This is a genomic window from Vibrio barjaei (genome assembly GCF_001639065.2).
GTDB lineage: Bacteria > Pseudomonadota > Gammaproteobacteria > Enterobacterales > Vibrionaceae > Vibrio > Vibrio barjaei.
This window is the reverse complement of the sequence record NZ_LQXO02000013.1, coordinates 131,103-151,567: the sequence shown is the minus strand read 5'-3', so window position 1 is coordinate 151,567 and position 20,465 is coordinate 131,103. Positions and strand designations below refer to the sequence as shown.

At 42.5% G+C, this 20,465-nt stretch carries 24 protein-coding genes; 6 read left to right on the top strand and 18 right to left on the bottom strand.

Annotation, left to right across the window (positions count from 1 at the left end):
- Positions 1-175: 175 nt before the first annotated feature.
- The 4 genes from AWH66_RS08985 to AWH66_RS08980 form a co-directional block, all read right to left on the bottom strand.
- The gene (locus tag AWH66_RS08985; RefSeq protein ID WP_240495609.1) at positions 176-1,378 is read right to left on the bottom strand and encodes an NRAMP family divalent metal transporter; all 1,203 of its coding nucleotides are present in this window, start codon (positions 1,376-1,378) and stop codon (positions 176-178) included.
- A 173-nt stretch (positions 1,379-1,551) separates the two neighbouring features.
- Entirely contained in the window at positions 1,552-1,701 is a 150-nt protein-coding gene (locus AWH66_RS25900; protein WP_167360937.1) for a hypothetical protein, read from the bottom strand.
- A 22-nt stretch (positions 1,702-1,723) separates the two neighbouring features.
- A complete protein-coding gene (locus tag AWH66_RS25895; RefSeq protein WP_167360936.1) occupies positions 1,724-1,873 on the bottom strand; it encodes a hypothetical protein in 150 nt (49 codons plus the stop codon).
- 85 nt (positions 1,874-1,958) lie between these two features.
- Complete coding sequence (locus AWH66_RS08980; protein WP_063604756.1) at positions 1,959-2,573, bottom strand: MarC family protein; 615 nt, start codon at positions 2,571-2,573, stop codon at positions 1,959-1,961.
- Between the two features lie 234 nt (positions 2,574-2,807).
- On the opposite strand from AWH66_RS08980, the gene AWH66_RS08975 reads away from it, so the two are divergent.
- A complete protein-coding gene (locus AWH66_RS08975; RefSeq protein WP_063604755.1) occupies positions 2,808-3,689 on the top strand; it encodes a LysR family transcriptional regulator in 882 nt (293 codons plus the stop codon).
- Between the two features lie 119 nt (positions 3,690-3,808).
- The gene (locus AWH66_RS08970; RefSeq protein ID WP_063604754.1) at positions 3,809-5,494 is read left to right on the top strand and encodes a thiamine pyrophosphate-binding protein; all 1,686 of its coding nucleotides are present in this window, start codon (positions 3,809-3,811) and stop codon (positions 5,492-5,494) included.
- Between the two features lie 38 nt (positions 5,495-5,532).
- Here the strand turns inward: AWH66_RS08970 and AWH66_RS08965 are convergent, their stop codons facing one another.
- The 3 genes from AWH66_RS08965 to AWH66_RS26120 are packed head-to-tail and all read right to left on the bottom strand — an operon-like array spanning position 5,533 to position 8,445.
- Positions 5,533-7,392, bottom strand: coding sequence for an FUSC family protein (locus tag AWH66_RS08965; protein WP_063604753.1), 1,860 nt, complete (start codon positions 7,390-7,392; stop codon positions 5,533-5,535).
- Positions 7,393-8,241 (bottom strand): efflux RND transporter periplasmic adaptor subunit, encoded by an 849-nt coding sequence (locus tag AWH66_RS08960; RefSeq protein ID WP_240495608.1) that lies wholly within the window; start codon positions 8,239-8,241, stop codon positions 7,393-7,395.
- A 3-nt stretch (positions 8,242-8,244) separates the two neighbouring features.
- Complete coding sequence (locus tag AWH66_RS26120; RefSeq protein WP_240495607.1) at positions 8,245-8,445, bottom strand: hypothetical protein; 201 nt, start codon at positions 8,443-8,445, stop codon at positions 8,245-8,247.
- Positions 8,446-8,665: 220 nt separating this feature from the next.
- Here AWH66_RS26120 and AWH66_RS08955 point away from each other — a divergent pair, with 220 nt between their 5' ends.
- The 3 genes from AWH66_RS08955 to AWH66_RS08945 all read left to right on the top strand — a co-directional run bounded on the left by AWH66_RS08955 (position 8,666) and on the right by AWH66_RS08945 (position 11,116).
- A complete protein-coding gene (locus tag AWH66_RS08955; protein ID WP_063604752.1) occupies positions 8,666-9,733 on the top strand; it encodes an acyltransferase in 1,068 nt (355 codons plus the stop codon).
- A gap of 42 nt (positions 9,734-9,775) precedes the next feature.
- Positions 9,776-10,501 (top strand): nitroreductase family protein, encoded by a 726-nt coding sequence (locus AWH66_RS08950; RefSeq protein WP_063604751.1) that lies wholly within the window; start codon positions 9,776-9,778, stop codon positions 10,499-10,501.
- 141 nt (positions 10,502-10,642) lie between these two features.
- Positions 10,643-11,116, top strand: coding sequence for a Dps family protein (locus tag AWH66_RS08945; RefSeq protein WP_063604750.1), 474 nt, complete (start codon positions 10,643-10,645; stop codon positions 11,114-11,116).
- Between the two features lie 42 nt (positions 11,117-11,158).
- Here AWH66_RS08945 and AWH66_RS08940 read toward each other — a convergent pair whose 3' ends face one another.
- Complete coding sequence (locus tag AWH66_RS08940; protein WP_063604749.1) at positions 11,159-11,950, bottom strand: hypothetical protein; 792 nt, start codon at positions 11,948-11,950, stop codon at positions 11,159-11,161.
- A gap of 169 nt (positions 11,951-12,119) precedes the next feature.
- Between AWH66_RS08940 and AWH66_RS08935 the strand changes: the two genes are divergently transcribed.
- The gene (locus AWH66_RS08935) at positions 12,120-12,740 is read left to right on the top strand and encodes a glutathione S-transferase family protein (protein ID WP_063604748.1); all 621 of its coding nucleotides are present in this window, start codon (positions 12,120-12,122) and stop codon (positions 12,738-12,740) included.
- A gap of 305 nt (positions 12,741-13,045) precedes the next feature.
- Here the strand turns inward: AWH66_RS08935 and AWH66_RS08930 are convergent, their stop codons facing one another.
- Genes AWH66_RS08930 through AWH66_RS08885 form a run of 10 tightly spaced genes read right to left on the bottom strand, consistent with a single transcriptional unit; the run spans position 13,046 to position 20,089 of the window.
- Positions 13,046-13,261, bottom strand: coding sequence for a hypothetical protein (locus AWH66_RS08930; protein WP_051868391.1), 216 nt, complete (start codon positions 13,259-13,261; stop codon positions 13,046-13,048).
- Between the two features lie 16 nt (positions 13,262-13,277).
- Positions 13,278-13,721 (bottom strand): F0F1 ATP synthase subunit epsilon, encoded by a 444-nt coding sequence (locus AWH66_RS08925; RefSeq protein ID WP_006070145.1) that lies wholly within the window; start codon positions 13,719-13,721, stop codon positions 13,278-13,280.
- A gap of 11 nt (positions 13,722-13,732) precedes the next feature.
- The gene (gene atpD, locus AWH66_RS08920) at positions 13,733-15,118 is read right to left on the bottom strand and encodes a F0F1 ATP synthase subunit beta (protein WP_063604747.1); all 1,386 of its coding nucleotides are present in this window, start codon (positions 15,116-15,118) and stop codon (positions 13,733-13,735) included.
- A 20-nt stretch (positions 15,119-15,138) separates the two neighbouring features.
- Positions 15,139-15,996, bottom strand: a complete 858-nt coding sequence (atpG, locus tag AWH66_RS08915) for a F0F1 ATP synthase subunit gamma (protein ID WP_063604746.1) — start codon at positions 15,994-15,996, stop codon at positions 15,139-15,141.
- Positions 15,997-16,020: 24 nt separating this feature from the next.
- Positions 16,021-17,559, bottom strand: a complete 1,539-nt coding sequence (gene atpA, locus AWH66_RS08910) for a F0F1 ATP synthase subunit alpha (protein WP_063604745.1) — start codon at positions 17,557-17,559, stop codon at positions 16,021-16,023.
- Positions 17,560-17,571: 12 nt separating this feature from the next.
- A complete protein-coding gene (locus AWH66_RS08905; RefSeq protein WP_063604744.1) occupies positions 17,572-18,114 on the bottom strand; it encodes a F0F1 ATP synthase subunit delta in 543 nt (180 codons plus the stop codon).
- Positions 18,115-18,125: 11 nt separating this feature from the next.
- Positions 18,126-18,596 (bottom strand): F0F1 ATP synthase subunit B, encoded by a 471-nt coding sequence (locus AWH66_RS08900; protein WP_063604743.1) that lies wholly within the window; start codon positions 18,594-18,596, stop codon positions 18,126-18,128.
- 35 nt (positions 18,597-18,631) lie between these two features.
- Positions 18,632-18,868, bottom strand: coding sequence for a F0F1 ATP synthase subunit C (gene atpE / locus AWH66_RS08895; RefSeq protein ID WP_004727739.1), 237 nt, complete (start codon positions 18,866-18,868; stop codon positions 18,632-18,634).
- Between the two features lie 40 nt (positions 18,869-18,908).
- Positions 18,909-19,679 carry a F0F1 ATP synthase subunit A gene (gene atpB / locus AWH66_RS08890; RefSeq protein WP_006070151.1) on the bottom strand — a complete coding sequence of 257 codons (771 nt, stop codon included), beginning with the start codon at positions 19,677-19,679 and terminating at the stop codon, positions 18,909-18,911.
- Positions 19,679-20,089 carry an ATP synthase subunit I gene (locus tag AWH66_RS08885; RefSeq protein ID WP_063604742.1) on the bottom strand — a complete coding sequence of 137 codons (411 nt, stop codon included), beginning with the start codon at positions 20,087-20,089 and terminating at the stop codon, positions 19,679-19,681. Before AWH66_RS08885 ends, atpB begins: the two co-directional genes overlap by 1 nt.
- Between the last annotated feature and the right edge of the window lie 376 nt (positions 20,090-20,465).

Genomic DNA, 20,465 nt, shown 5'->3' with positions numbered 1-20,465 from the left:
GCTCCTAGTTGGGAACCGTTGAGATTGGAAAAGTGCGTCTACACCATGTGTCAATCAAGACTTAAATCGTTGATTCAAGTTAATTACAAGCTCAAGGTACCAATGCACTTAAGTGCTTTGATAGACCCACTTTATTAGATTCCCTCATTTGCAGCAAAATAGAACCTATCAGTCTTCAAGATGGTTGGCCTACGACCAACCACATTACAAACAGAAGACAAAAGCCGACTAAATAGATGAATCCAAGCTTAGTCAGTAAATTAAGCCCATACGTAACCCTAAATGTTGAGTTTAGCTCTGTTGAATTTAAAACACGATAATTGAGCCACGCAAATACAGGAGTCATCAAAAACGCCGCAATCATAGTAAAATGCAGCATGTCTTTGAGTGAACCGATGGAAGTAACAACAATAACTCCTGCGCCCGTTGACACAAACAGAATCCAGAAAATGTAATAGGTCGAATAATCATCACTTTTGGCGGACACTAACAAACTGAAAGATTCTGATAAAACTCTTCCATACCCATCTAGTATCGTAATAGCACTACCGTAAATACAGAGAAATGCGATGAGTGCGATAATATATTTGGACCAATCACCAGTAACTGAGCTGTATAGGTTTACAAGTTGATGCGTGAAACCAACGCTTCCTTGAATCATTTGGTCTTCTGAACCTTTGAACACTAAAGCTCCAAGCGACAAAAACACCAGTGCCAAAACAATAGTTGATATATAACCAACGTGGAAGTCGGTCTTAATCGTGTGAGGCTCCACATCTTGGTGTTGTACTTTTTTCTTCAACCACATTGACGTCAGCGTTGAGATTTCTATAGGGGCGGGCATCCATCCCATGGTGATAATTAAAAATCCAATAGCCCCGATAGTCCAAGGAGAATCTCTCATTACAACTGAGCTGCTTAGTGAGTATTTCTGAAAGGCTAAAGTGACTGCGAATACAGTAGTCAACGTTAAAATCAACATTGTCATTTTGGACAGAAAATCTAGTGCTTTGTACTTTCCGGTTATCAAAACAATGCAAGTCACTATTAGTACGCCCAAAAACAACTGTACTTTACTTGCTGCGAAAGGGAAAAAATATTCTAGTAAGCTTGCGCTAAACATCATCAATGCGGCAGTGTTGATAAAACTAGATATCAACATAAAGATAAAAAACATCAGAAGATGCCTTCGACCTAACTCAAAATAACCCTCAACCAAGCTCTTTCCCGAGCTTGCTGTGAACTGCGTCCCAGCATAAATGAACGGGTATTTAAACAAGTTAACCAAAAGTATTAAGCCCGCCAACTGCCATCCGTAGAGCGCTCCAGCCTGAGTTGACGCCACGAGATGCGAACCGCCGACTGCAGCTGATGCCATCAAGATTCCCGGCCCAAGTCCTCGAAAGAAAGTAAAGTATGATCTGTTCAACATCTGTAAATACACGCGTCAACTATCCTATTGAATAGAGTAGTATAAATACGCCAAATGCTGATCATATTGCATGAAACAAAGAAAGCCGCATTTATGCGGCTTAGGGATTCAACAAGTAATTAGATTTCCACTGTATTTGCGGGGCAAACTGTCTTATTCGTCGTAATGGTATGTCCCGACTCAGTTTGGCATATTGTACCCGGTCCGTCACCGGCATTTACCGATGCTGAAAATAGAATTACCGATACCATTGTGATTAGTGTTTTCATCGTACTTTCTCCTTGGGGCTGATTATTTTAGTTTTGTAGTGTTGGTTGGACATTGCTCTAGGTGTACCGTAATAGAGTGCCCAGTATCTGTTGTGCAGACTGTCCCAGGACCATCTCCTGCGAAACTAGCTGTCGAGAATAAGATTACAAGTGATGTCATAATTAGTTTCATGTTACTTTCTCCAATATTTATCAGTTCTATTGAGTTTCTATTTATTGTTGCGATGTTCTAGGTGAATCGCTGCTACCTTGACTAATTAAGAAACTAGACCAAGAATTTTTAGACCATCAGCGACGCCAGACAAAATCATTTGCATAGCAAGAGCAGTCAGTAATATTCCCGCAATTTTCGCAATAATCTGAATAATTTCTACACCGATAAAATCCATGACACGTTTGATATTCAGCATTACCAACAAGTTTAGAAGTGCAATAGCAACAATAATAACTACCAGCATCAACTCACCTGATAAAGATGCCATATCAGCTGAAATTGTAGTAATAGCAACCAGAGCTTGAGGAGTAGCCATAAATGGCATAGCTAAAGGAGATATTGCTATACTTTTACTTGGTTTTACGTTATCGCCACTATCACCTTTATCATCTCCCATTACCATTTGGATTGCGTATAAGAATAGTATTATCCCACCAGCAATATTCAGTGATGCAGTATCAATATGGAATAAACTGAGTAAAACACTACCACCTAAAACAAAAAATATACATATACTAGCAGCGACTAAAACTGTTTTAATTGCTACGGCTTTCTGCTCTTCCTTTGTCATACTAACGGCATATTTTGAAAATACGATTGATACTTTCATTGGCCCCATTGTTGCTAGCAATAATGTGACAATATCTAATGTACCCATTGTTGTAACTCCGGTTATTTGAATAGACAGTTAGTGTCGAGCTTTAGGATAAATTTGATATCTTAGTTTTGTTGTGTCGCTCAACATGGGTATAGATTAGTAACTAACCAGAAAAAGTTACAGATCACATTTTGAGAGTAGTAATCCCAAAAATGAAATCGATCATAACTCTATAACTTGCAGTATCCTGAGATGTACTAACCTTAAAGGAAACAACAGATATAAGGAGAAGCGATGAAAGCACAACTTGATGATTACTATGTTTTTTGCCAAGTCGCCAAATTTGGCAGTATGAAGGTCGCTAGTGAGCGCATTAATCTTCCTCTCTCTACCGTCAGTCGACGTATAGTTTCATTAGAAGAATCTCTAGGATTACAGCTTTTCGTTCGCAGCAAGAACAAACTGACATTATCTAACGAAGGCGAAAAATACTTTAAGAGTTTGAATGAGCATTTAGAAGGCATGTTAAATGCGGTGGATGAACTCAACAGTAAGCCTGGTTCAATTACAGGACGTGTTGTAATATCAACCACCAAGGTTTTCTACTTCCGGTATATACATGACGCCATTTCAACATTACTACACGACAATCCTGGTCTAACGGTTGAATTAAAAAATGCTCACTCAGCAACAACTCTAGGCGAAGATATTGATATCGCAATAGTAAATGGTCCACTACCTGAAAGCAGTTATATTGCAAGAAAACTCATTGATGTAGAATTGAACTTTGTGTCAACTAAGCAGTTTTATAACGAGAATAAAGATAATATAGACAGTGGATTATTTGATTCCGTTCCATATATAGCAACTTTTTCACATCCAAGCTTACCAGTAGAGAACATTAATACAAAAGAACTAATCAAAGTGAATCCTAGTAGCCGATTTATTGGCATGGATATAGAAATGGTATTAAAAGCAGTCAATGACTCCTTAGGGTATGCAATACTCCCTTATTACCATAGCGACAACCAGTACTCTAGCAGTGATTTAATTACTATTTTTTCTGGTTATGAATTAAAACCTGTTTCTTTCTCTATATTATATAGAAGTAGAAACCTCCAATCCGTTGCACAGCGAGCAGTAATAGATTCTATTCTTCAATCCTTCAATAAATAAGTAGGTAATCCCATTTCTGGGATTACCTCTCTCAAAATGAGCTCTATATTAAATTCTAATTAAAAAATAATATTACCTCCGACAACAAGAACTGAACCAATATCAGAACGAGGTAAATCATGAAACAAGTAACTTTATCAACATACGTCCTTACTCGCCTAAAAGAGCTTAATACCAATCACATTTTTGGTATTCCTGGTGATTACGTTCTCCCATTCTTTGATGAAATTCTAGATGGTGACCATGGTGTAAAACACATCATGCCAAGAAACGAGCTTAACGGTACTTATGCTGCTGATGGTTATGCTAAGCAAAATGGATTTGGTGCGATGGCCGTAACTTTTGGTGTAGGTTCATTAAGCTGTACCAATGCAGTAGCCGGCGCATATGCGGACGACACACCTATTGTAGTTATCTCTGGTACACCTACTGTCGACGTTTTGAATACTCCGACAGAACGTCGCTATCACCATGTAATCGAAAATGACTTTAATACCAACATTAAAGTATTTGAACACATTACGGTGGCTAGCCACCGTGTAGAGAAAATCGAAACCGCTGCTTTTGAAATCGATAATATGCTTCGCAAAGCTATGCAGTACAAAAAGCCTATTTATTTAGAGATTCCGTACGATCTTCAAACCATGCTGGTCGATGTACCAAGCAAACCATTAGATCTGATGCTAAATCAGTCGTCTAGCGCTAATCTAAATGAGGCACTGGACGTGGTTTCTAAGATTTTACACAACTCGAAAACTCGCAGCGTTGTTACCGGTCATTTGATCCAACGCGAAGGGTTGGTTAAGCAAGGAGTTGAGCTAGTCGACCAATTGAATGCCGCAGTAGCGACAACGTTTACATGTAAGATGGGCGACTTTGAAGAGCACCCTAACAGTATCGGGATTTACATGGGCGAAGTAAGTGAAGACTACACAAAAGAAATGGTCGATGGCGCAGACGTATCCATCGGTCTTGGGGTTACCTTCAATGAATTTGATACTGGCGTTTTCTCAACTAAAATGGGTAAAAACCAGAACGTAATTTGGCTTCGTAAAGATTATGTTGAAGTCAACGGCAAGCGTTACGATCAGGTTTTCCTTCGAGAGTTTTTGCCGGCATTACTTGATGCAGTTAAAGACATTCAACCTGGTGAAATCGCGCTTCAGAATCGACGTAAATTCGCATTCGAACTCGCTGACCGCTTTGAACCAACTGACGATGCACTGACTATCGACCGTCTATTTGTTCAGTTCTCAAACTACCTAGAAAAGGGGGATATGTTGTACGGTGATACAGGTGGCTTCATCAACAGTTCTCAAGCTGAATTTCCAGCAGATGTTATCATGCATGGCTGTGGAAACTGGGGCTCATTAGGTGCAGGGTTTGGTATGTATGTAGGTGCTAACTTTGCCAATGAAGCCAACAATCGTCGTTCAATTTCTATACAAGGCGAAGGGGCATTTACTATGAGCGCTCAAGACCTTGCTACACTCATCGAACACAAGAAAGACTTAGCACTATTTATTTTGGATAATGCTGGCTATGGTGCAGAACGTGCTATCCACCCAGGAAAAGAACGTTCTTATAACGATATCGCAGTATGGAAGTATGAGAAGCTAGGAGAGGCACTAGGTGGAACGGAAGGACAAGATGTGCATAGTTTCGTTGCTCATACAGAGAAAGACATGGCTGAGATTTTTGCTCACTTAAAAGAGCCAAAAGGCATCAATATTGTTCGAATCATGCTAGACCCAAATGATTCTGCAACCTTCAATCTACGCTTTAGCCAACTACTACAACACTAAGCGCGAGAAACTTTCATGCAAAGCGAAAGGAGTCAGGTCTAACCTGACTCTTTTAATTTTAACTTACCTAAGAAAATCTCGAGCCTCCACCAAGCACTAGCCGCATCTATATCGGTCATAGTCTCTCGTTCAATTTGTTGACCCAATTCATTCTCAAGCAACTCTATAGATTCCTGCCATTTCTCAGAAGATGAACGACTCATTCCAAGCCGGATAATCGCCGCTTGTGCCTGTTTGTTGATCGCTCCCAACTCTTCTAACCTCATTCCCTCTAATAACACTAAAAGCTTGTAGAAATCAGTTCTAGCCGTCTGATCCTTAATCAACACCGGGTAAAGGGCATAAACTTGTTGAGATACATACTCAGATGATAAACGCCCCTTCTCTACTTTTCTGAATAATCGTTTAATATCTGCTAGCACTGCTTTGTTGTCAGTCCGTACAGGAATCAAGCGATAAGCGAGTAGAACACCCACAACCGCTGTCAAATTCGCAATAGCTGTATTGGTGTAGGAGATAAAGTCCATTGATGGCAGGTTAGTGAGAGGGATATAGTTTGCCCAGAAAATAAGTAATAACATGCAAACCAGTTTGAAGGGCGTTCGTGAAACCATAAAGTGGTAACTCACAAGGAGCAGGAAAACGAAGACCATTGAAAAAAACAAGCCTGGTGAACCAAGAGGTGCATTTACAAAAGTAACGATATACCCAAAAAGAATTGCAATGGGTTGTGCTTTTAAAATAGCAATGTTCCCCATATTGGCATTTGGTATTGTCGCCATCATCGAACAAACTATTCCAACTAGTAGCAGCGCGTTCATACCGCTAGTCCATTGAAGCTCTATCCACATATATGAAAAAACCAGCATCACAACGAGTGCTCTAATCATGTTTCGTAGCATATTGGGGACATCGATATAACTCGTCAGCCTAATCGTTCTCGGCGGAGTTAAGGTTGAATTTTGTCTGTATTCCAATTGAAGCCAAATGATATCTTTGATAAATATCAACAACTGACTATTGATAATTTGTGCTTTATTTCCCCCTTCTACCTTTAGTTTATCAACGATTGATACTGCATCAGCGTCTGGTTGAGCCGCATCACGAATAGCGCTCATAAGAGAGTCTAACGTTTGAGTTCGACCATCATGTTTTAACAGTGATACCAGCTTTAATGTGCTAAAAGCGATGGAGACACAGTGGACTAAAGAGAGTTTTTCTATCGGCTGTTTGACAGGATTACCACTTGAGGCAATTAAAGACTCCATCGGTAGCTGCTTGTTTTGCGCTACTAGGCCTAGGAATTTTGTTAAAGCTGTATGAGAAGCACCTGAGCTCTGTGATTGAATCAAAGCTTCAACTAGCTTCATTGTAGCCGTTTTTATCTCATCCAGACGCTCTGTATCATCACCAGCAGGAATGATGAAGCACACCACTTGAGTCACTCCTACGCCAAGTAAGATACCAATGGTTCTAGACTGCGTCACATCAAAAGCATGAAAGAGATCGGGAGATACCGTAATCGGAAAACCAACGACTGAGGCCGTCATCCCCGCCATTGCAAACAAATACGCATAGTTTGTGTCATATAGGCTGGCTAATCCCACACATAATACTATCCAAATAATCATGAGCGTGTTAAATAGCCATGGATCAACTAGAGCTGAAGAAGCAATAAAGAGCACGTATCCACAACCTAGTAATGTCCCTACAACTCGCGTCAATGATTTGAGTAGGCTCGCACCTTGGCTATTCGACATCAGCATCATAATGATGGTGACCATCGCAGCACTGCTTGATTCGACATTAAGCCTTAGACACAACAACCAAGTTATAATAACACTCAGCGATACAGACAGCGCAAAAGCCATTGCCTTTTTATCTTGCCAATAACTCATTTATGGCTGGACCCTAACTGTGACAGTGGTGCCCGCAATAAGCCTGATCTCCTCCACAACATCTGAGCTAATACTAATTCGGACAGGTACTCTTTGGCCCAATCTAACCCACGGGATTGTGGGCTGGACATTCGGGATTAATCCTGACTGATCAGAGCTTTGATCAACAATCGCTCGCCCAATACTATCGATTTCCCCTACAACTTCATCAGAAGAAGTGTACGGGTAAATCATCACTTTCTGGCCTTTCTTGATGTGTTTTACTTTTGCTTCATTAAAATAACCGAGCACGTAGTATGAATCAGCTTCAACAAGAGCAACAAAGGTTTCACCCACATTAATATAGTTTCCGACACGCTGCTTCAAGTTAGTAACAAAACCATCTTTAGGCGCCAACACCTTTGTTCTCGTTAGGTTTAGTTTTGCCTGTGCTAGGTCGGCCTCCACTTTTGCTACTGTTGATTGCTGAGCTTCAACTTCTAGCTTTTCATTAAGCACTTGTTTCTCAGACACAAGTTTTTTGGGTAGCAAAGATCTGTTACGCTCATAGTTATTCTTGGCCTGCTTCAGTGTTGCTTTCGCTTGTGCAAGCTCAGCTTCTACCTCATTTAAGTGGTTAACATAGTCGGTATCCTCAATATCGAATAGCGGGCTACCCTTAGATACATAGTCATTGTCCATAACATGAATGGCTACAATTTCTCCGGAAACTTTAGGCGCAATCTGAGAGATTTCAGCTCTTACTCTGGCATCTCTCGTCCAAGGATCATTCATATAGAGTGACCAAACTTCATTTCCCATAAATGCAGCCGTCACAATAAGAACCATTGGGAGTATAAATCTGACCATAAATTACCCCATTTTAGCTTGGAGGAAAAAGTAGAAAATCACTATGAAGATGGATAGTTCACAGATAGCAGGATGCCACACATTCCATCGATACAGTAAAGGTAAGTATGCCATCCGAGCGAAAAGCCAAACACCAATACTCATCAGCAGAAGCTGAAAAAACGCGGGCAGGTAATAAGCATCAAATAAAATGATGTCCTTCATTGGTAATCCTTTGGAATTGCATTACTTTTAGGCTAGTAGAGCGCTATAAGTATTTCCAACTAAATACGAAAACCTCGATAGGTTTACTAATCCCATTTCGCGACAAACTACAAATTGTTGCAATTTGAAACGGAGCGTTTTGCAGAAAATTGATGTCAAACACCTCTATTTTTTATTTCGATGCTATTGTTCGTTCGTTGTAAGTTTTTAAAGATAAATCATGCCAAACAAGTCTAAAATCGCCAGTTTTGAATGCGCCAGAGTTCTAGCATTAATTGCCGTCATTTCTATCCACTGCCAACTTTTTATGGATTATGGTTTTGTTAACGGTGAACCTTGGCTTAACTATATTACCAATCAACTTGCTCGGTTTGCCGTGCCGTTATTTTTCCTTATTGCTGGATACCTTATCTATCCCAAGCTAAACGAAAAGCCATATCAAACCACCAAAGCTTACACTTTGCCTTTGATGCTCATTTGGGTAATTTGGAGCGCGATCTATTTGGTATTGCCTTTCAATTTAGCCGTAGTGGCCGAACATGGTTATTTAGCCGAGCGCCAAGGCTATTGGAATTATTTGCTACAAACCCCGCTCAACTCGCTGTTTGAAGGCGGATTAGTACACTTGTGGTTTATTCCATCTCTTGCGTTAGCCGTTTTGATGATTGCATGGTTTGTGGACAATAAATGCCGATCACTTCTACTGCCATTCGCCGCCATCTTCTACGTACACGGCTTAATGGCGGGCAGTTACTTAAACATTACCGAAATCGAAACACCGATATTTAGTCGAAATGGGCCATTTTTTAGCTTTTTGATGGTCGCAATCGGATTTGAAGTAAGACGTAGAGAGTGGTCAATTACCTCGACACAAGCTGTGGTACTTGCGCTGTTTGGCATGTTGCTGCACTTCTTTGAAGCGTTTTATCTCAACTCTCTAGGGCAAGTGTTCAACATGAATGACTTCCTGCTTGGCACCGTGTTCTGGTCGACTGGCATTTTCTTCTGGCTTCTGAATCATCCAAATTTGGGGAATCACAAAGTCTGGCATAATCTGGCGAAGTGGGTACTTCCTATTTATGTCGTACACCTGCTCGTCACTATCTACATGAATAATATAGCGGGAATGTTGGGCGCAACCCAATGGACACGAGATCTCATTGTGTTCTTTGGAACGCTATTTGGTTCGTACCTGTTAGTTATCTTGTTAGAAAAAACACCACTTGCATTTAAAAAGCTAAGAGGTTTGCCTAAGCCAATTACGCCAAGCTCTTGTGAACCTCGATAAGACCTGTTAGAAAGTGTCCAATTTCAATAATTGGACACTGCAATGAGCCACCCATCTCATCTAGAACATCTTCTTAATACTCGTCGCTCTGTTCGTAAATACGATCAGAGCGCGACCTTTGACCATGATGCCGTTAAAAAGGCCCTTGAACACGCCACACTGAGTCCGAACAGCAGCAATATGCAGATGTGGGCCTTCCACCGAGTGATCAGCGAAGACAAACGCGCTGCGTTAAGTGAAATCTGTATGGGGCAAAATGCCGCTAAAACCGCAAACGAGCTGGTTGTGGTGACGGTGACACCAAACAAATGGAAGCAGCGCGCCACGATGAATGCAGATATTGTCCGCAGCAACTTTAATGGCCGCGAAGATGAGACCTCAAAGCGAGCATTTAAGTATTACGACAAACTGATCCCAATGGTTTATAACAATGATTCACTTGGCATCCGTGGGGTACTGCGCAAAATATACAGCTTCTGGCTTGGCAGAAACAAACCGATGGTGCGTGAAGTCAGTAAGGAAGACGTTCGAGTCTGTTTACATAAGAGTGCAGCTCTCGCCTCTATGACCTTTATGTTGTCAATGCGCGAACAGGGCTATGATACTTGCCCTATGGAAGGCTTTGACTCGGTAAGAGCAAAACAGCTTCTCGGCTTAGGTGACAATGATGAAATTACCATGATCATCAGTTGTGGTGTTCGTACCGACGAAGGTATTTACGGCGAGCGTCACCGCGTACCCAACGAAGAGGTGATTTTTAGTCACTAAATTTGGTAAGGGTTCACGCCCCAAATTGATAGCATTTAGCTATCAATACGATATTTACAATCGATTTAACCTAAATTGATATTGCTCATATACTGGCCTCAACGAAACAAGATTCCACTCTGATTCAAAGAGGACAGTATTATGACAAACACTAACTTTATCGGTCTAGACCAAGTCGCTTCTGACTCTATTGCGATTGAACTTAATCAGCTACTCGCTAACTACCAGGTGTTGTACATGAACACTCGTGGTTATCATTGGAATATCAAAGGTGAACAGTTCTTCGAATTGCACGCTAAGTTCGAGGAGATCTACACGGACTTACAAACTAAGATTGATGAGCTTGCTGAGCGTATTCTGACTATTGGTCATACTCCAGACCATGGCTTTAGCCGCTATCTAGAACTAAGTGCAATTGAAGAGCACCAAAATGCCTTTCGCGGCAAAGAGTGTGTCTCTGGTCTAGTGAATGGTTTCTCAGTGCTTATCAATAAACAGCGTGAAATCCTAGAGCAAGCTGGCGAAGCGAGTGATGAGGGTACTGCAGCATTGATGGGCGACTATATTCGCGAGCAAGAGAAACTACTCTGGATGTTGAATGCTTATCTTCAATAATTCGACCGCAACAAAAAAGGCGCTTAAGCGCCTTTTTTGCCATCAATCTGTCTGCGATGTTAGCGTGATATTCCCTGAATATCGATATTGACCATCTGGCCAAAGATGGATCGGATAATGATAGTCTCTAGACTCCATTAAAGAGACTAAATCTGGCAATAAATGCCTCAACTCTTTGCGACTTTTTACTCGCATTTCATCACTTTGCAAATCAGCACCAGACCCTAAATACGCCGCAGTTGCCAAGTAAAAGAACTCAACGGTTTTGCACGCATCATCACACGTTGGGTCATCATAACTGTACAATCCCTTTTGCTCGGCTAGCTGCCATTGCTTATAAAGCGCACTTTGTTTTGCGTTTTTGTCGCTAAATACCGCCGGTAAATACGGCTGCCAACCCGCATTGACTATCAAATGATGTATCTCTTCTTGCGACGCATCTCGCCCAATCGTCGGTGCAGTTTCATCTGCGGATAAATCTTGCCCTAACATATGGTCAAAGTAGGGTTCGAGCTTTTCAAATGCTTCATCACTAAAGCCTGATTGGCTCATCAACAAAGTAGCGTGATTATTTCGAAGCGGCTCAATGATATTCGGTTCATCAATCTGACCATTTTGATCGTTGTCTAGCCATTGTGCGGTCACATTGGCGGCATGTTTGAGCTTATCTTGAGGTACCGACGAGGTGGCACAAATCGTAACCACGTCAAAAACTCGAGCTTTCTGGGTAAAGAAATCACCCGGGCACCCAGCAACTGGCGATTCGACAGAAGAAAACTCTCCCGCACTAGATAATGCACTGAAAAATAATAGTAAGCCTATACAACGTTTCATCCCTGTTCCTCACGCGTTGCTTATTTCTGATCCTCATTCTAATAACAGCGATAAAGACTTACTGTATTAACAGGTCATTAATTGTCAGTGTTAGCCATTATTCTATTGCCTTAACAAATTAAATAGGTAACAATTATATTGCACACAATATAATTTTAAGGATATAGATATGATCAAGCTTCACCATCTCAATCACTCTCGTTCAAAACGAATTATTTGGCTGTTAGAAGAGCTTGGTCTCGATTATGAAGTAGTGCCATATCAACGTGACTCAGTTACGTTTCTTGCACCGCCTGAGCTCAAATCTGTACACCCGCTTGGCAAATCTCCAGTAATAGAATTAGACGGCCAAATCATCACCGAATCCGGTGCTATTACTGAATATCTAATCGAGCGATTTGGCGCTGACCAATTAGCACCAAATCGTGAAAGTCCTATCTATGCAGATTATCTTACTTGGCTACACTTTGCAGAAAGTTCGGCGATGCTTCCGCTACTCCTGAAAGTGTTTCTTGCAAAAGAGCCAGCAGAAACCGCCTTCCTATCAAGCTATGCAGATATGGAACAAAACAAAGTACTGGATTATGTGAATCAGCAACTTGGGGATAAACGCTATCTGATTGAAGATCGTTTGACTGGTGCGGACATCATGATGTCGTTCGTGGTGGATGTTGTCACCAATTTAGGCGTCATTAGCCAATACGCAAACATTCAGCGCTACTCTGAACAGCTGGAGAAAAATCCAAACTACCAAAAGGCTATGGAAATAGAGCACGCGCATAATCGTTAAGTCTAACGCTAAAAATAAGCGGCCGTAGAAAATAAAAAACCGTCACTCCCAACTATGAAAAGAGTGACGGCTAAGTGCTGAAACCAATCTGGATAAGTGGCGATGGAGTCACTTATATAGATTGACCTCACCTCAGTGTCCGGTTTGTTGAGTGCTGAGTTCAACTCAACGGAGCTGAGAGGACGGTATAGCCAGTTCTTGTTTTAGAAACATCAAAGCCTTCATTGGTGAATATGAGCCTTTAAGATTTCGTTGCCGGGTTCGTCCTGTTAGCTAATGAGATTCGAGCCTCATCGTTGCTTGTCTTATTTCTTGTCTTCTGGTTTGAACTCTTCGTCATCATCCACGGTCAGTGGTTTTCCATCTGGTCCAAAAATCGCAATTGCACTGCCCAAACTCACTAGTCGCATCGCCAGTGATGGAGAAACTGCTTTCTGGACCCCTTTCTCTGCTAAGATCTCACCTTCCCAAGCTCGGTCCATGTAGCGACCACTTTGTGTAAACTCAATAACTGTTCTCATGATCTTTCCTCCGGTTTTAATATCTGGCTCGCGCAACGGTAAGTTCTACCGCTCGTAGTTGAGCCAGTGCTTTTGCTAGTTCGAGCTGTGCCTGAGCAAAATTAACGTCGTCGGTATACTTGTTAATGTTCTCTTCGGCTGCACGGCGTGCCGCTTCCGCTCGAGCTTTATCAATATCTTTGCCGTGTAATGCCGTATCTGCGAGTACGGTAACCACGTCAGGCTGTACTTCTACCAAGCCACCCGATACATACAAGATCTGCTCTGGTTGCTTGAGATCACCAAGGATTCTTGCAACACCTGGCTTGATCTTGCTGATTAATGGGGAGTGGCCGGGACGAATCCCGAGCTCACCATCCGCTCCGGCAACGGCGATTGCATGAGCTGGCCCTGAATACAGCGTCCCTTCCGCACTCACCACATTGAGTTGAAAGGTTGTTTGTGAAACACCTATTGCCATCACGTCACCCCTTACAGTGTTTTCGCTTTCTCAAGCACTTCGTCGATAGAACCACAGTACATAAATGCTTGTTCTGGGATATCGTCATATTGACCGTTAAGCAGACCTTGGAAGCCCGCGATAGTGTCTTTCAAAGGTACAAACACCCCAGGCTGTCCAGTAAATACCTCAGCTACGTGATACGGCTGCGTTAAGAAACGTTCTACCTTACGAGCTCGAGATACCAGTTGCTTGTCTTCTTCAGAAAGCTCATCCATACCCAAGATGGCAATGATGTCTTTGAGTTCTTTATAACGTTGCAGTGTTTTTTGTACCGCTTGCGCTGTGTCGTAGTGCTCTTGACCAATTATTTGCGGATCAAGCTGGCGAGACGTTGAGTCTAGCGGGTCGATCGCAGGGTAAAGGCCTAGTGCTGCAATGTTACGTGACAGTACAACCGTTGCATCCAAGTGAGCAAACGTCGTTGCTGGCGATGGATCCGTTAAGTCATCCGCTGGTACGTACACCGCTTGAATCGAAGTAATCGAACCATTTTTGGTAGAGGTAATACGTTCTTGTAGTACACCCATCTCTTCCGCCAGCGTTGGCTGATAACCTACTGCTGATGGCATACGACCTAGTAGCGCTGATACCTCTGTACCCGCCAAGGTGTAACGGTAGATGTTATCTACGAATAGCAGTACATCACGACCTTCATCACGGAAGCGTTCCGCCATGGTTAGACCTGTCAATGCAACACGAAGACGGTTACCCGGTGGCTCGTTCATCTGACCATAAACCATGGCAACTTTGTCTAAAACGCCAGCCTCTTTCATTTCGTAGTAGAAGTCGTTACCTTCACGAGTACGCTCACCAACACCAGTGAATACCGAAAGCCCTGAGTGTGCTTTCGCGATGTTGTTGATAAGTTCCATCATGTTGACGGTCTTACCTACACCAGCGCCTCCGAACAGACCGATTTTACCGCCCTTAGCAAATGGACAAATCAAGTCGATCACTTTCACGCCAGTCTCAAGTAGTTCAGTACTGTTTGACTGGTCTTCGTAGCTAGGCGCTGGACGGTGAATCTCATACGAGGCTTTTTCACCAATTGGTCCACACTCATCGATAGGCTGGCCCAGAACGTTCATAATACGCCCAAGTGTTTCTTCACCTACTGGTACCGTAATCGGACTACCTGTGGTTTCAACTTGCAGGCCACGCTTGAGGCCGTCAGATGAGCCCATCGCGATACAGCGAACCACGCCGCCGCCAAGCTGTTGTTGTACTTCTAAAACAAGTGAGCTGTTTTCATCACCTACGACTTTTAGAGCGTCGTATACTCGCGGACCGCTGTTTTGTTCGAACTCTACGTCGACAACGGCACCGATGACTTTGACAATTTTGCCAATACTCATAATCTTACCTCTGAATCCTGTTACACCGCTTGAGCGCCGGCGGTAATCTCACTCAGTTCTTGAGTGATCGCTGCCTGACGAGCTTTGTTATACACGAGCTGCAAATCATCAATCAGTTGACCTGCATTGTCCGTTGCGGCTCTCATCGCAACCATTCGCGCTGCTTGTTCACAAGCAATGCTCTCTACCACACCTTGATACACCAGAGACTCAACATAGCGCAGCATTAAATGGTCCAAGATATCTCTTGGTGCTTGCTCATAGATGTAGTCCCAACGTGTCTCTTTTTCCGTTTCTTCTTGCTTAGGAAACGGCAACAATTGCATCACGGTAGGTTGTTGCGTCATGGTGTTTACAAATTGGCTATAAACCAGAAATAGTCGGTCTATTTGCCCTTCTGCGTAATGCTCCATCATGGCGTGGACGGTACCCAGTAGCTCTTCGAGCTTTGGGTGGTCTCCCAAACCAGAGGTTTGAGCTATGACACGCCCTGATGATTGAAAAAAGCTGATTGCTTTTGAACCAATCAATGTGGTGTCAACTTCTACACCTTGCTCCTGCCAGCTTTGCATTTCAGACAAAACTTTGCGGAACAAGTTAGTGTTTAAACCGCCACATAAGCCTCGGTCTGAAGAGATAATGATGTAAGCAACGCGCTTAACTTCTCTCTCCTGCAGGTACGGATGGCTATATTCCAACGTACCGCCAGACACGTGACTGATTACCTTTTTCATGTTGTCTGCATAAGGTCGAGACGCTTCCATATTGTCTTGAACCTTACGCATTTTGCTTGCCGCCACCATCTCCATCGCACTGGTGATTTTCTGAGTACTTTGAATACTCGCAATCTTGGTGCGTATCTCTTTGGTATTTGCCATTACTGACTCCTACTTGGTTGATGGTTAATATTGCAGCGCAGAAAACTCTTCTAGCAGTGCATAAAGCTTGCCTTCGATTTCCTTGTTGTAATCACCGGTTTTGTTGATCTCTTCGAGTAGATCCGCTTGAGTCTGTTTAGCAAAAGCCACCAAACCATCTTCAAACTCCGCAAGCTTGTTCAGTGCGACATTTTCCAAGAAACCTTTTTCGGCAGCGAAGATGACCAACGCTTGATTCGCAACAGACATTGGCGCGTACTGCTTTTGCTTCATGAGTTCAGTGACTTTTTCACCGTGGTCAAGCTGCTTACGAGTCGCTTCATCTAAGTCAGATGAGAACTGCGCGAAGGCAGCTAGCTCGCGGTACTGAGCCAATGCAGTACGAATACCTCCAGAGAGCTTCTTGATGATCTTGGTTTGTGCTGCACCACCTACACGCGATACTGAGATACCAGGGTCAACAGCCGGGCGTAAGCCAGAGTTAAACAACTGAGTCTGCAAGAAGATTTGACCATCGGTAATTGAGATAACGTTAGTCGGTACAAACGCAGATACGTCACCCGCTTGCGTTTCGATGATCGGTAATGCGGTTAACGAGCCAGTACGACCTTTAACTTCACCATTAGTAAAACGCTCTACATAACCCTCATTAACTCGAGCTGCGCGCTCTAGAAGACGTGAGTGAAGATAGAAAACATCACCTGGGAACGCTTCACGACCCGGTGGGCGTTTTAGTAGTAGTGAGATTTGACGGTAAGCAACAGCTTGTTTAGACAGATCATCGTAGATGATCAATGCGTCTTCGCCGCGGTCACGGAAATATTCACCCATGGTGCAGCCTGAATATGGTGCCAGGTATTGTAATGCGGCAGATTCTGACGCTGAGGCCACCACAATAATGGTGTTTGCTAGTGCGCCATGTTCCTCTAGCTTACGAACCACGTTAGCGATCGTTGAGGCTTTTTGGCCAATCGCGACATAAATACATTTAACGCCAGTGTCACGTTGGTTGATGATGGCATCGATAGCCATCGCCGTCTTACCTGTTTGACGGTCACCGATAATCAGCTCACGCTGACCTCGACCGATTGGTACCATGGCATCAACCGCTTTGTAGCCAGTTTGAATTGGCTCATCCACTGATTTACGGTCGATTACACCCGGCGCAATCACTTCTACAGGGTCAAAGCGTTCAGCTTTAACTTCGCCTTTGCCATCGATTGGCTGACCCAAAGTGTTCACCACACGGCCAAGCAACGCAGGGCCAACTGGCACTTCTAAGATACGACCCGTACCACGGACCTTCATCCCTTCACAAAGGTCAGCATAAGGGCCCATCACTACCGCACCAACAGAGTGGCGTTCTAAGTTAAGCGCTAGGGCAAAACGGTTATCTGGTAACTCAATCATCTCACCTTGCATAGCATCCGCAAGACCGTGAATGGTGATAATACCGTCACTGACCGAAATGATGGTTCCTTCATTTCTCGCCTCACTCGCCATGTCAAAATTGGCGATGCGCTCTCTGATCAGTTCACTAATTTCATTTGAATTCAATTGCATCTCTTTCCCCTACTATGCGTGTAGGTTGACAGCAAGACGGTGTAACGATGAGTAAATACTTCCATCTAACACCTGCTCGCCCGCTTTAATCATCACTCCACCAACAAGGGATGGATCAATTTGCTGTTCTATCGTTACCGTTTTGCCAAATTTGGCTTCAAGCGCGTTCTTAATGTCCACCAATTGGTCTTGTTCCAATGGTTCTGCGGTGTAAACCAATACTTCCATGGTTTTTTCATATTCCGCTTTCATTTCGAAGAACAACTCAACAGTGGTTGCCAGTAGCTTGAGTCTCTTGTTTTCAGCCATAACACGTAAGAAATTCTTCACGTATTGGCTAAGCCACTCATCACACGAGGTCAGTACCATGTCGAGCAAGACTTGCTCCGAACTTTCCTCTTCAAGGTCTTCAATCACCTCGACGACCGCTGGCTGTGATACCACCATTTTTAAAAGCCCTAACGCTTGTCCCCACTCATCGAGCAGTGCCTCATCAAGGGCAAACTCAAACGCCGCTTTGGCATAAGGTTGAGCAATTGAGGTAAAGTCATTCATCTGATTTACCCCTACATTTCGCTAATCATGTGCTCAACAAGCTCACGGTTACTCTTAGAATCAAGGTTTTTGCGAATCAGTTTGCCGGCACTTTCAATCACTAAATCTGCCATTTCAGATTTTAGCTCCTGACGAACCTTGCTCTTTTCGCTCTCTACCTCAGCTTTACCTTCAGCGATGATTTTCGCTTTCTCTTTTTGCGCTAGTTCTGCCGCTTCTTCCACTAATTGGTTTTGACGTTGCTGCCCTAACTCAATAATGGATTGTGCTTTTTCGCGCGCTTCCGCAACGATGCTCTCACCGTTTGCTTTTGCTAGTTCAAGTTCTTTTGCCGCAGCTGCAGTATTCTTAATACCAGTCGCGATTTCGTCTCGACGCTCGTCAAGCAGTGTTACCAATGGTGGCCACACATATTTCATGCAAAGCCAAACGAAGATAACGAAGGAGATTGCTTGACCCAGCATGGTTGCATTTAGGTTCATAACATCCTCACCAATGTTTACTTATTAAAAATCAATTAAGCCACTGCGAAGATGATGTAGAGACCAATACCAACACCAATCATAGGAACCGCATCCACTAGACCCATCATGATGAAGAACTGAGTACGAAGCATTGGGGTTAAATCTGGTTGACGTGCTACACCTTCTAGGTATTTACCGGCAAGGTTACCGATACCTGCTGCCGCACCTGCCGCACCAAGACCAATTAGAAGTGCACCTGCTACATATAAAACAGCACTTACAATATCCATAACAACTCCTGAGAAATATATTTAGTAAATTAAGTTTGAATTAGTGATGTTCTTCTACTGCCATGCCCATATAGACAACAGTGAGAACCATAAATATAAACGCTTGTAATCCGACAATTAATATATGGAACAATGCCCACGGAACACTTAACGCCCATTGCATCCACCATGGCATCAGTGCGATAAGAATAAATATCATCTCACCCGCATACATATTTCCAAATAGTCGAAGACCTAATGAAATAGGTTTTGAAATTAGTGTGACTAATTCAAGAACCAAGTTCACCGGATATAACAAAGGATGTGAAAATGGCTGAGTCGTCAGTTCTTTAATAAATCCTTTTATGCCTTTATGCTTAAAGGTATAACCAAGGACTAGAATAAATACTCCTAACGCCATTGACATGGTGACATTAACATCCGCTGATGGTAGGTCTCTAAAGTGACCAAGTCCTATTGCTCGAGTAAAGGCCGGAATAAAATCGATAGGTAATAAATCGATAGCATTCATCAAGAATACCCAGACAAAGATAGTCAGAGCCAATGGACCTATTAGTTTATCTTGTGCTTGGAAAATTTCTTTTACCAACCCGTCAACAAACTCAAATACCAATTCAACGAGACATTGCAATCGGCTAGGAACCCCACTTGTCGCCTTGGAAACCGCATAGCGAAAGCCTACGATAAAGACGATACCCAGTAACCAAACCATCAACATTGAGTCTAGGTTTATGCCCCAAAAACCATCACCCGAAGTCCAGAACGTCAAATGGTGTTCAATATAGTCATGTGCTGATTGAACGTTTTCCATTACGCTTTCCTCTGTAGTTCAATGGTTTGCTGATCTTTAAGCATTGGACTGATAAAGAAACCTAATACCGTAATGCAATACCCGGCTAATACAGTAACGTTACTCAGTTCCATAAATCGAAATGTCAAAATGAACATCACTATGGTGTAGATCATCTTGATATTGCGACTCAAACGCATCAGATCTTTTAAATTTTGTTGCGGCTTATATTTAGCTTTTAGCGATGCGAATATCATGCCTATGAACGGAGGTACAACTGCAATAATCACTCCGGTTAGCGCCGATTCTATATCTAGTTTGTCTTTAAAAAAGAGCTCGTAGAGTATAAAGACCGACCCAAGCATCAACTGGCTGTATAATATCCGCTTCCCAGCTAGCATTATATCTTCGCTGGGGATACTAGCTTGCATCAGCAATCCTTAATTGTATTTAAAACATATTGATAAATTTAATTACCGACTAAATTAATTAATAGATAACTAAATTTATCATCGACACAAAATGTAGTTATTTATCTACACAGCTTGCGAGAAGAAAGATACACCCAACAAAGTGATAATATAAATAATAATTAGCGAAACTTATCATTTCATTTTTGGAGGATTTATTTATTTGTATTCCATTAATAATCAGGCTACGTTTATATAGTAAGCCAATACTTACAGACTAACTTATTCACAAGGATGTGAACTCTTTAGTTATTTACATTTAACCTTTACTATTTTTTGATAATTACATTTATCAAGTTATATTATATTTGATTAACTATATTTCACTCCTTGATTG

Excerpts from the sequence above, each read along its gene's own strand:
- AWH66_RS08985 (WP_240495609.1), bottom strand. The coding sequence starts at position 1,378 with ATGGCATCAGCTGCAGTCGGCGGTTCGCATCTCGTGGCGTCAACTCAG.
- AWH66_RS25900 (WP_167360937.1), bottom strand. The coding sequence starts at position 1,701 with ATGAAAACACTAATCACAATGGTATCGGTAATTCTATTTTCAGCATCG.
- AWH66_RS25895 (WP_167360936.1), bottom strand. The coding sequence starts at position 1,873 with ATGAAACTAATTATGACATCACTTGTAATCTTATTCTCGACAGCTAGT.
- AWH66_RS08980 (WP_063604756.1), bottom strand. The coding sequence starts at position 2,573 with ATGGGTACATTAGATATTGTCACATTATTGCTAGCAACAATGGGGCCA.
- AWH66_RS08975 (WP_063604755.1), top strand. The coding sequence starts at position 2,808 with ATGAAAGCACAACTTGATGATTACTATGTTTTTTGCCAAGTCGCCAAA.
- AWH66_RS08970 (WP_063604754.1), top strand. The coding sequence starts at position 3,809 with ATGAAACAAGTAACTTTATCAACATACGTCCTTACTCGCCTAAAAGAG.
- AWH66_RS08965 (WP_063604753.1), bottom strand. The coding sequence starts at position 7,392 with ATGAGTTATTGGCAAGATAAAAAGGCAATGGCTTTTGCGCTGTCTGTA.
- AWH66_RS08960 (WP_240495608.1), bottom strand. The coding sequence starts at position 8,241 with ATGGTCAGATTTATACTCCCAATGGTTCTTATTGTGACGGCTGCATTT.
- AWH66_RS26120 (WP_240495607.1), bottom strand. The coding sequence starts at position 8,445 with ATGAAGGACATCATTTTATTTGATGCTTATTACCTGCCCGCGTTTTTT.
- AWH66_RS08955 (WP_063604752.1), top strand. The coding sequence starts at position 8,666 with ATGCCAAACAAGTCTAAAATCGCCAGTTTTGAATGCGCCAGAGTTCTA.
- AWH66_RS08950 (WP_063604751.1), top strand. The coding sequence starts at position 9,776 with ATGAGCCACCCATCTCATCTAGAACATCTTCTTAATACTCGTCGCTCT.
- AWH66_RS08945 (WP_063604750.1), top strand. The coding sequence starts at position 10,643 with ATGACAAACACTAACTTTATCGGTCTAGACCAAGTCGCTTCTGACTCT.
- AWH66_RS08940 (WP_063604749.1), bottom strand. The coding sequence starts at position 11,950 with ATGAAACGTTGTATAGGCTTACTATTATTTTTCAGTGCATTATCTAGT.
- AWH66_RS08935 (WP_063604748.1), top strand. The coding sequence starts at position 12,120 with ATGATCAAGCTTCACCATCTCAATCACTCTCGTTCAAAACGAATTATT.
- AWH66_RS08930 (WP_051868391.1), bottom strand. The coding sequence starts at position 13,261 with ATGAGAACAGTTATTGAGTTTACACAAAGTGGTCGCTACATGGACCGA.
- AWH66_RS08925 (WP_006070145.1), bottom strand. The coding sequence starts at position 13,721 with ATGGCAATAGGTGTTTCACAAACAACCTTTCAACTCAATGTGGTGAGT.
- atpD (WP_063604747.1), bottom strand. The coding sequence starts at position 15,118 with ATGAGTATTGGCAAAATTGTCAAAGTCATCGGTGCCGTTGTCGACGTA.
- atpG (WP_063604746.1), bottom strand. The coding sequence starts at position 15,996 with ATGGCAAATACCAAAGAGATACGCACCAAGATTGCGAGTATTCAAAGT.
- atpA (WP_063604745.1), bottom strand. The coding sequence starts at position 17,559 with ATGCAATTGAATTCAAATGAAATTAGTGAACTGATCAGAGAGCGCATC.
- AWH66_RS08905 (WP_063604744.1), bottom strand. The coding sequence starts at position 18,114 with ATGAATGACTTTACCTCAATTGCTCAACCTTATGCCAAAGCGGCGTTT.
- AWH66_RS08900 (WP_063604743.1), bottom strand. The coding sequence starts at position 18,596 with ATGAACCTAAATGCAACCATGCTGGGTCAAGCAATCTCCTTCGTTATC.
- atpE (WP_004727739.1), bottom strand. The coding sequence starts at position 18,868 with ATGGATATTGTAAGTGCTGTTTTATATGTAGCAGGTGCACTTCTAATT.
- atpB (WP_006070151.1), bottom strand. The coding sequence starts at position 19,679 with ATGGAAAACGTTCAATCAGCACATGACTATATTGAACACCATTTGACG.
- AWH66_RS08885 (WP_063604742.1), bottom strand. The coding sequence starts at position 20,089 with ATGCAAGCTAGTATCCCCAGCGAAGATATAATGCTAGCTGGGAAGCGG.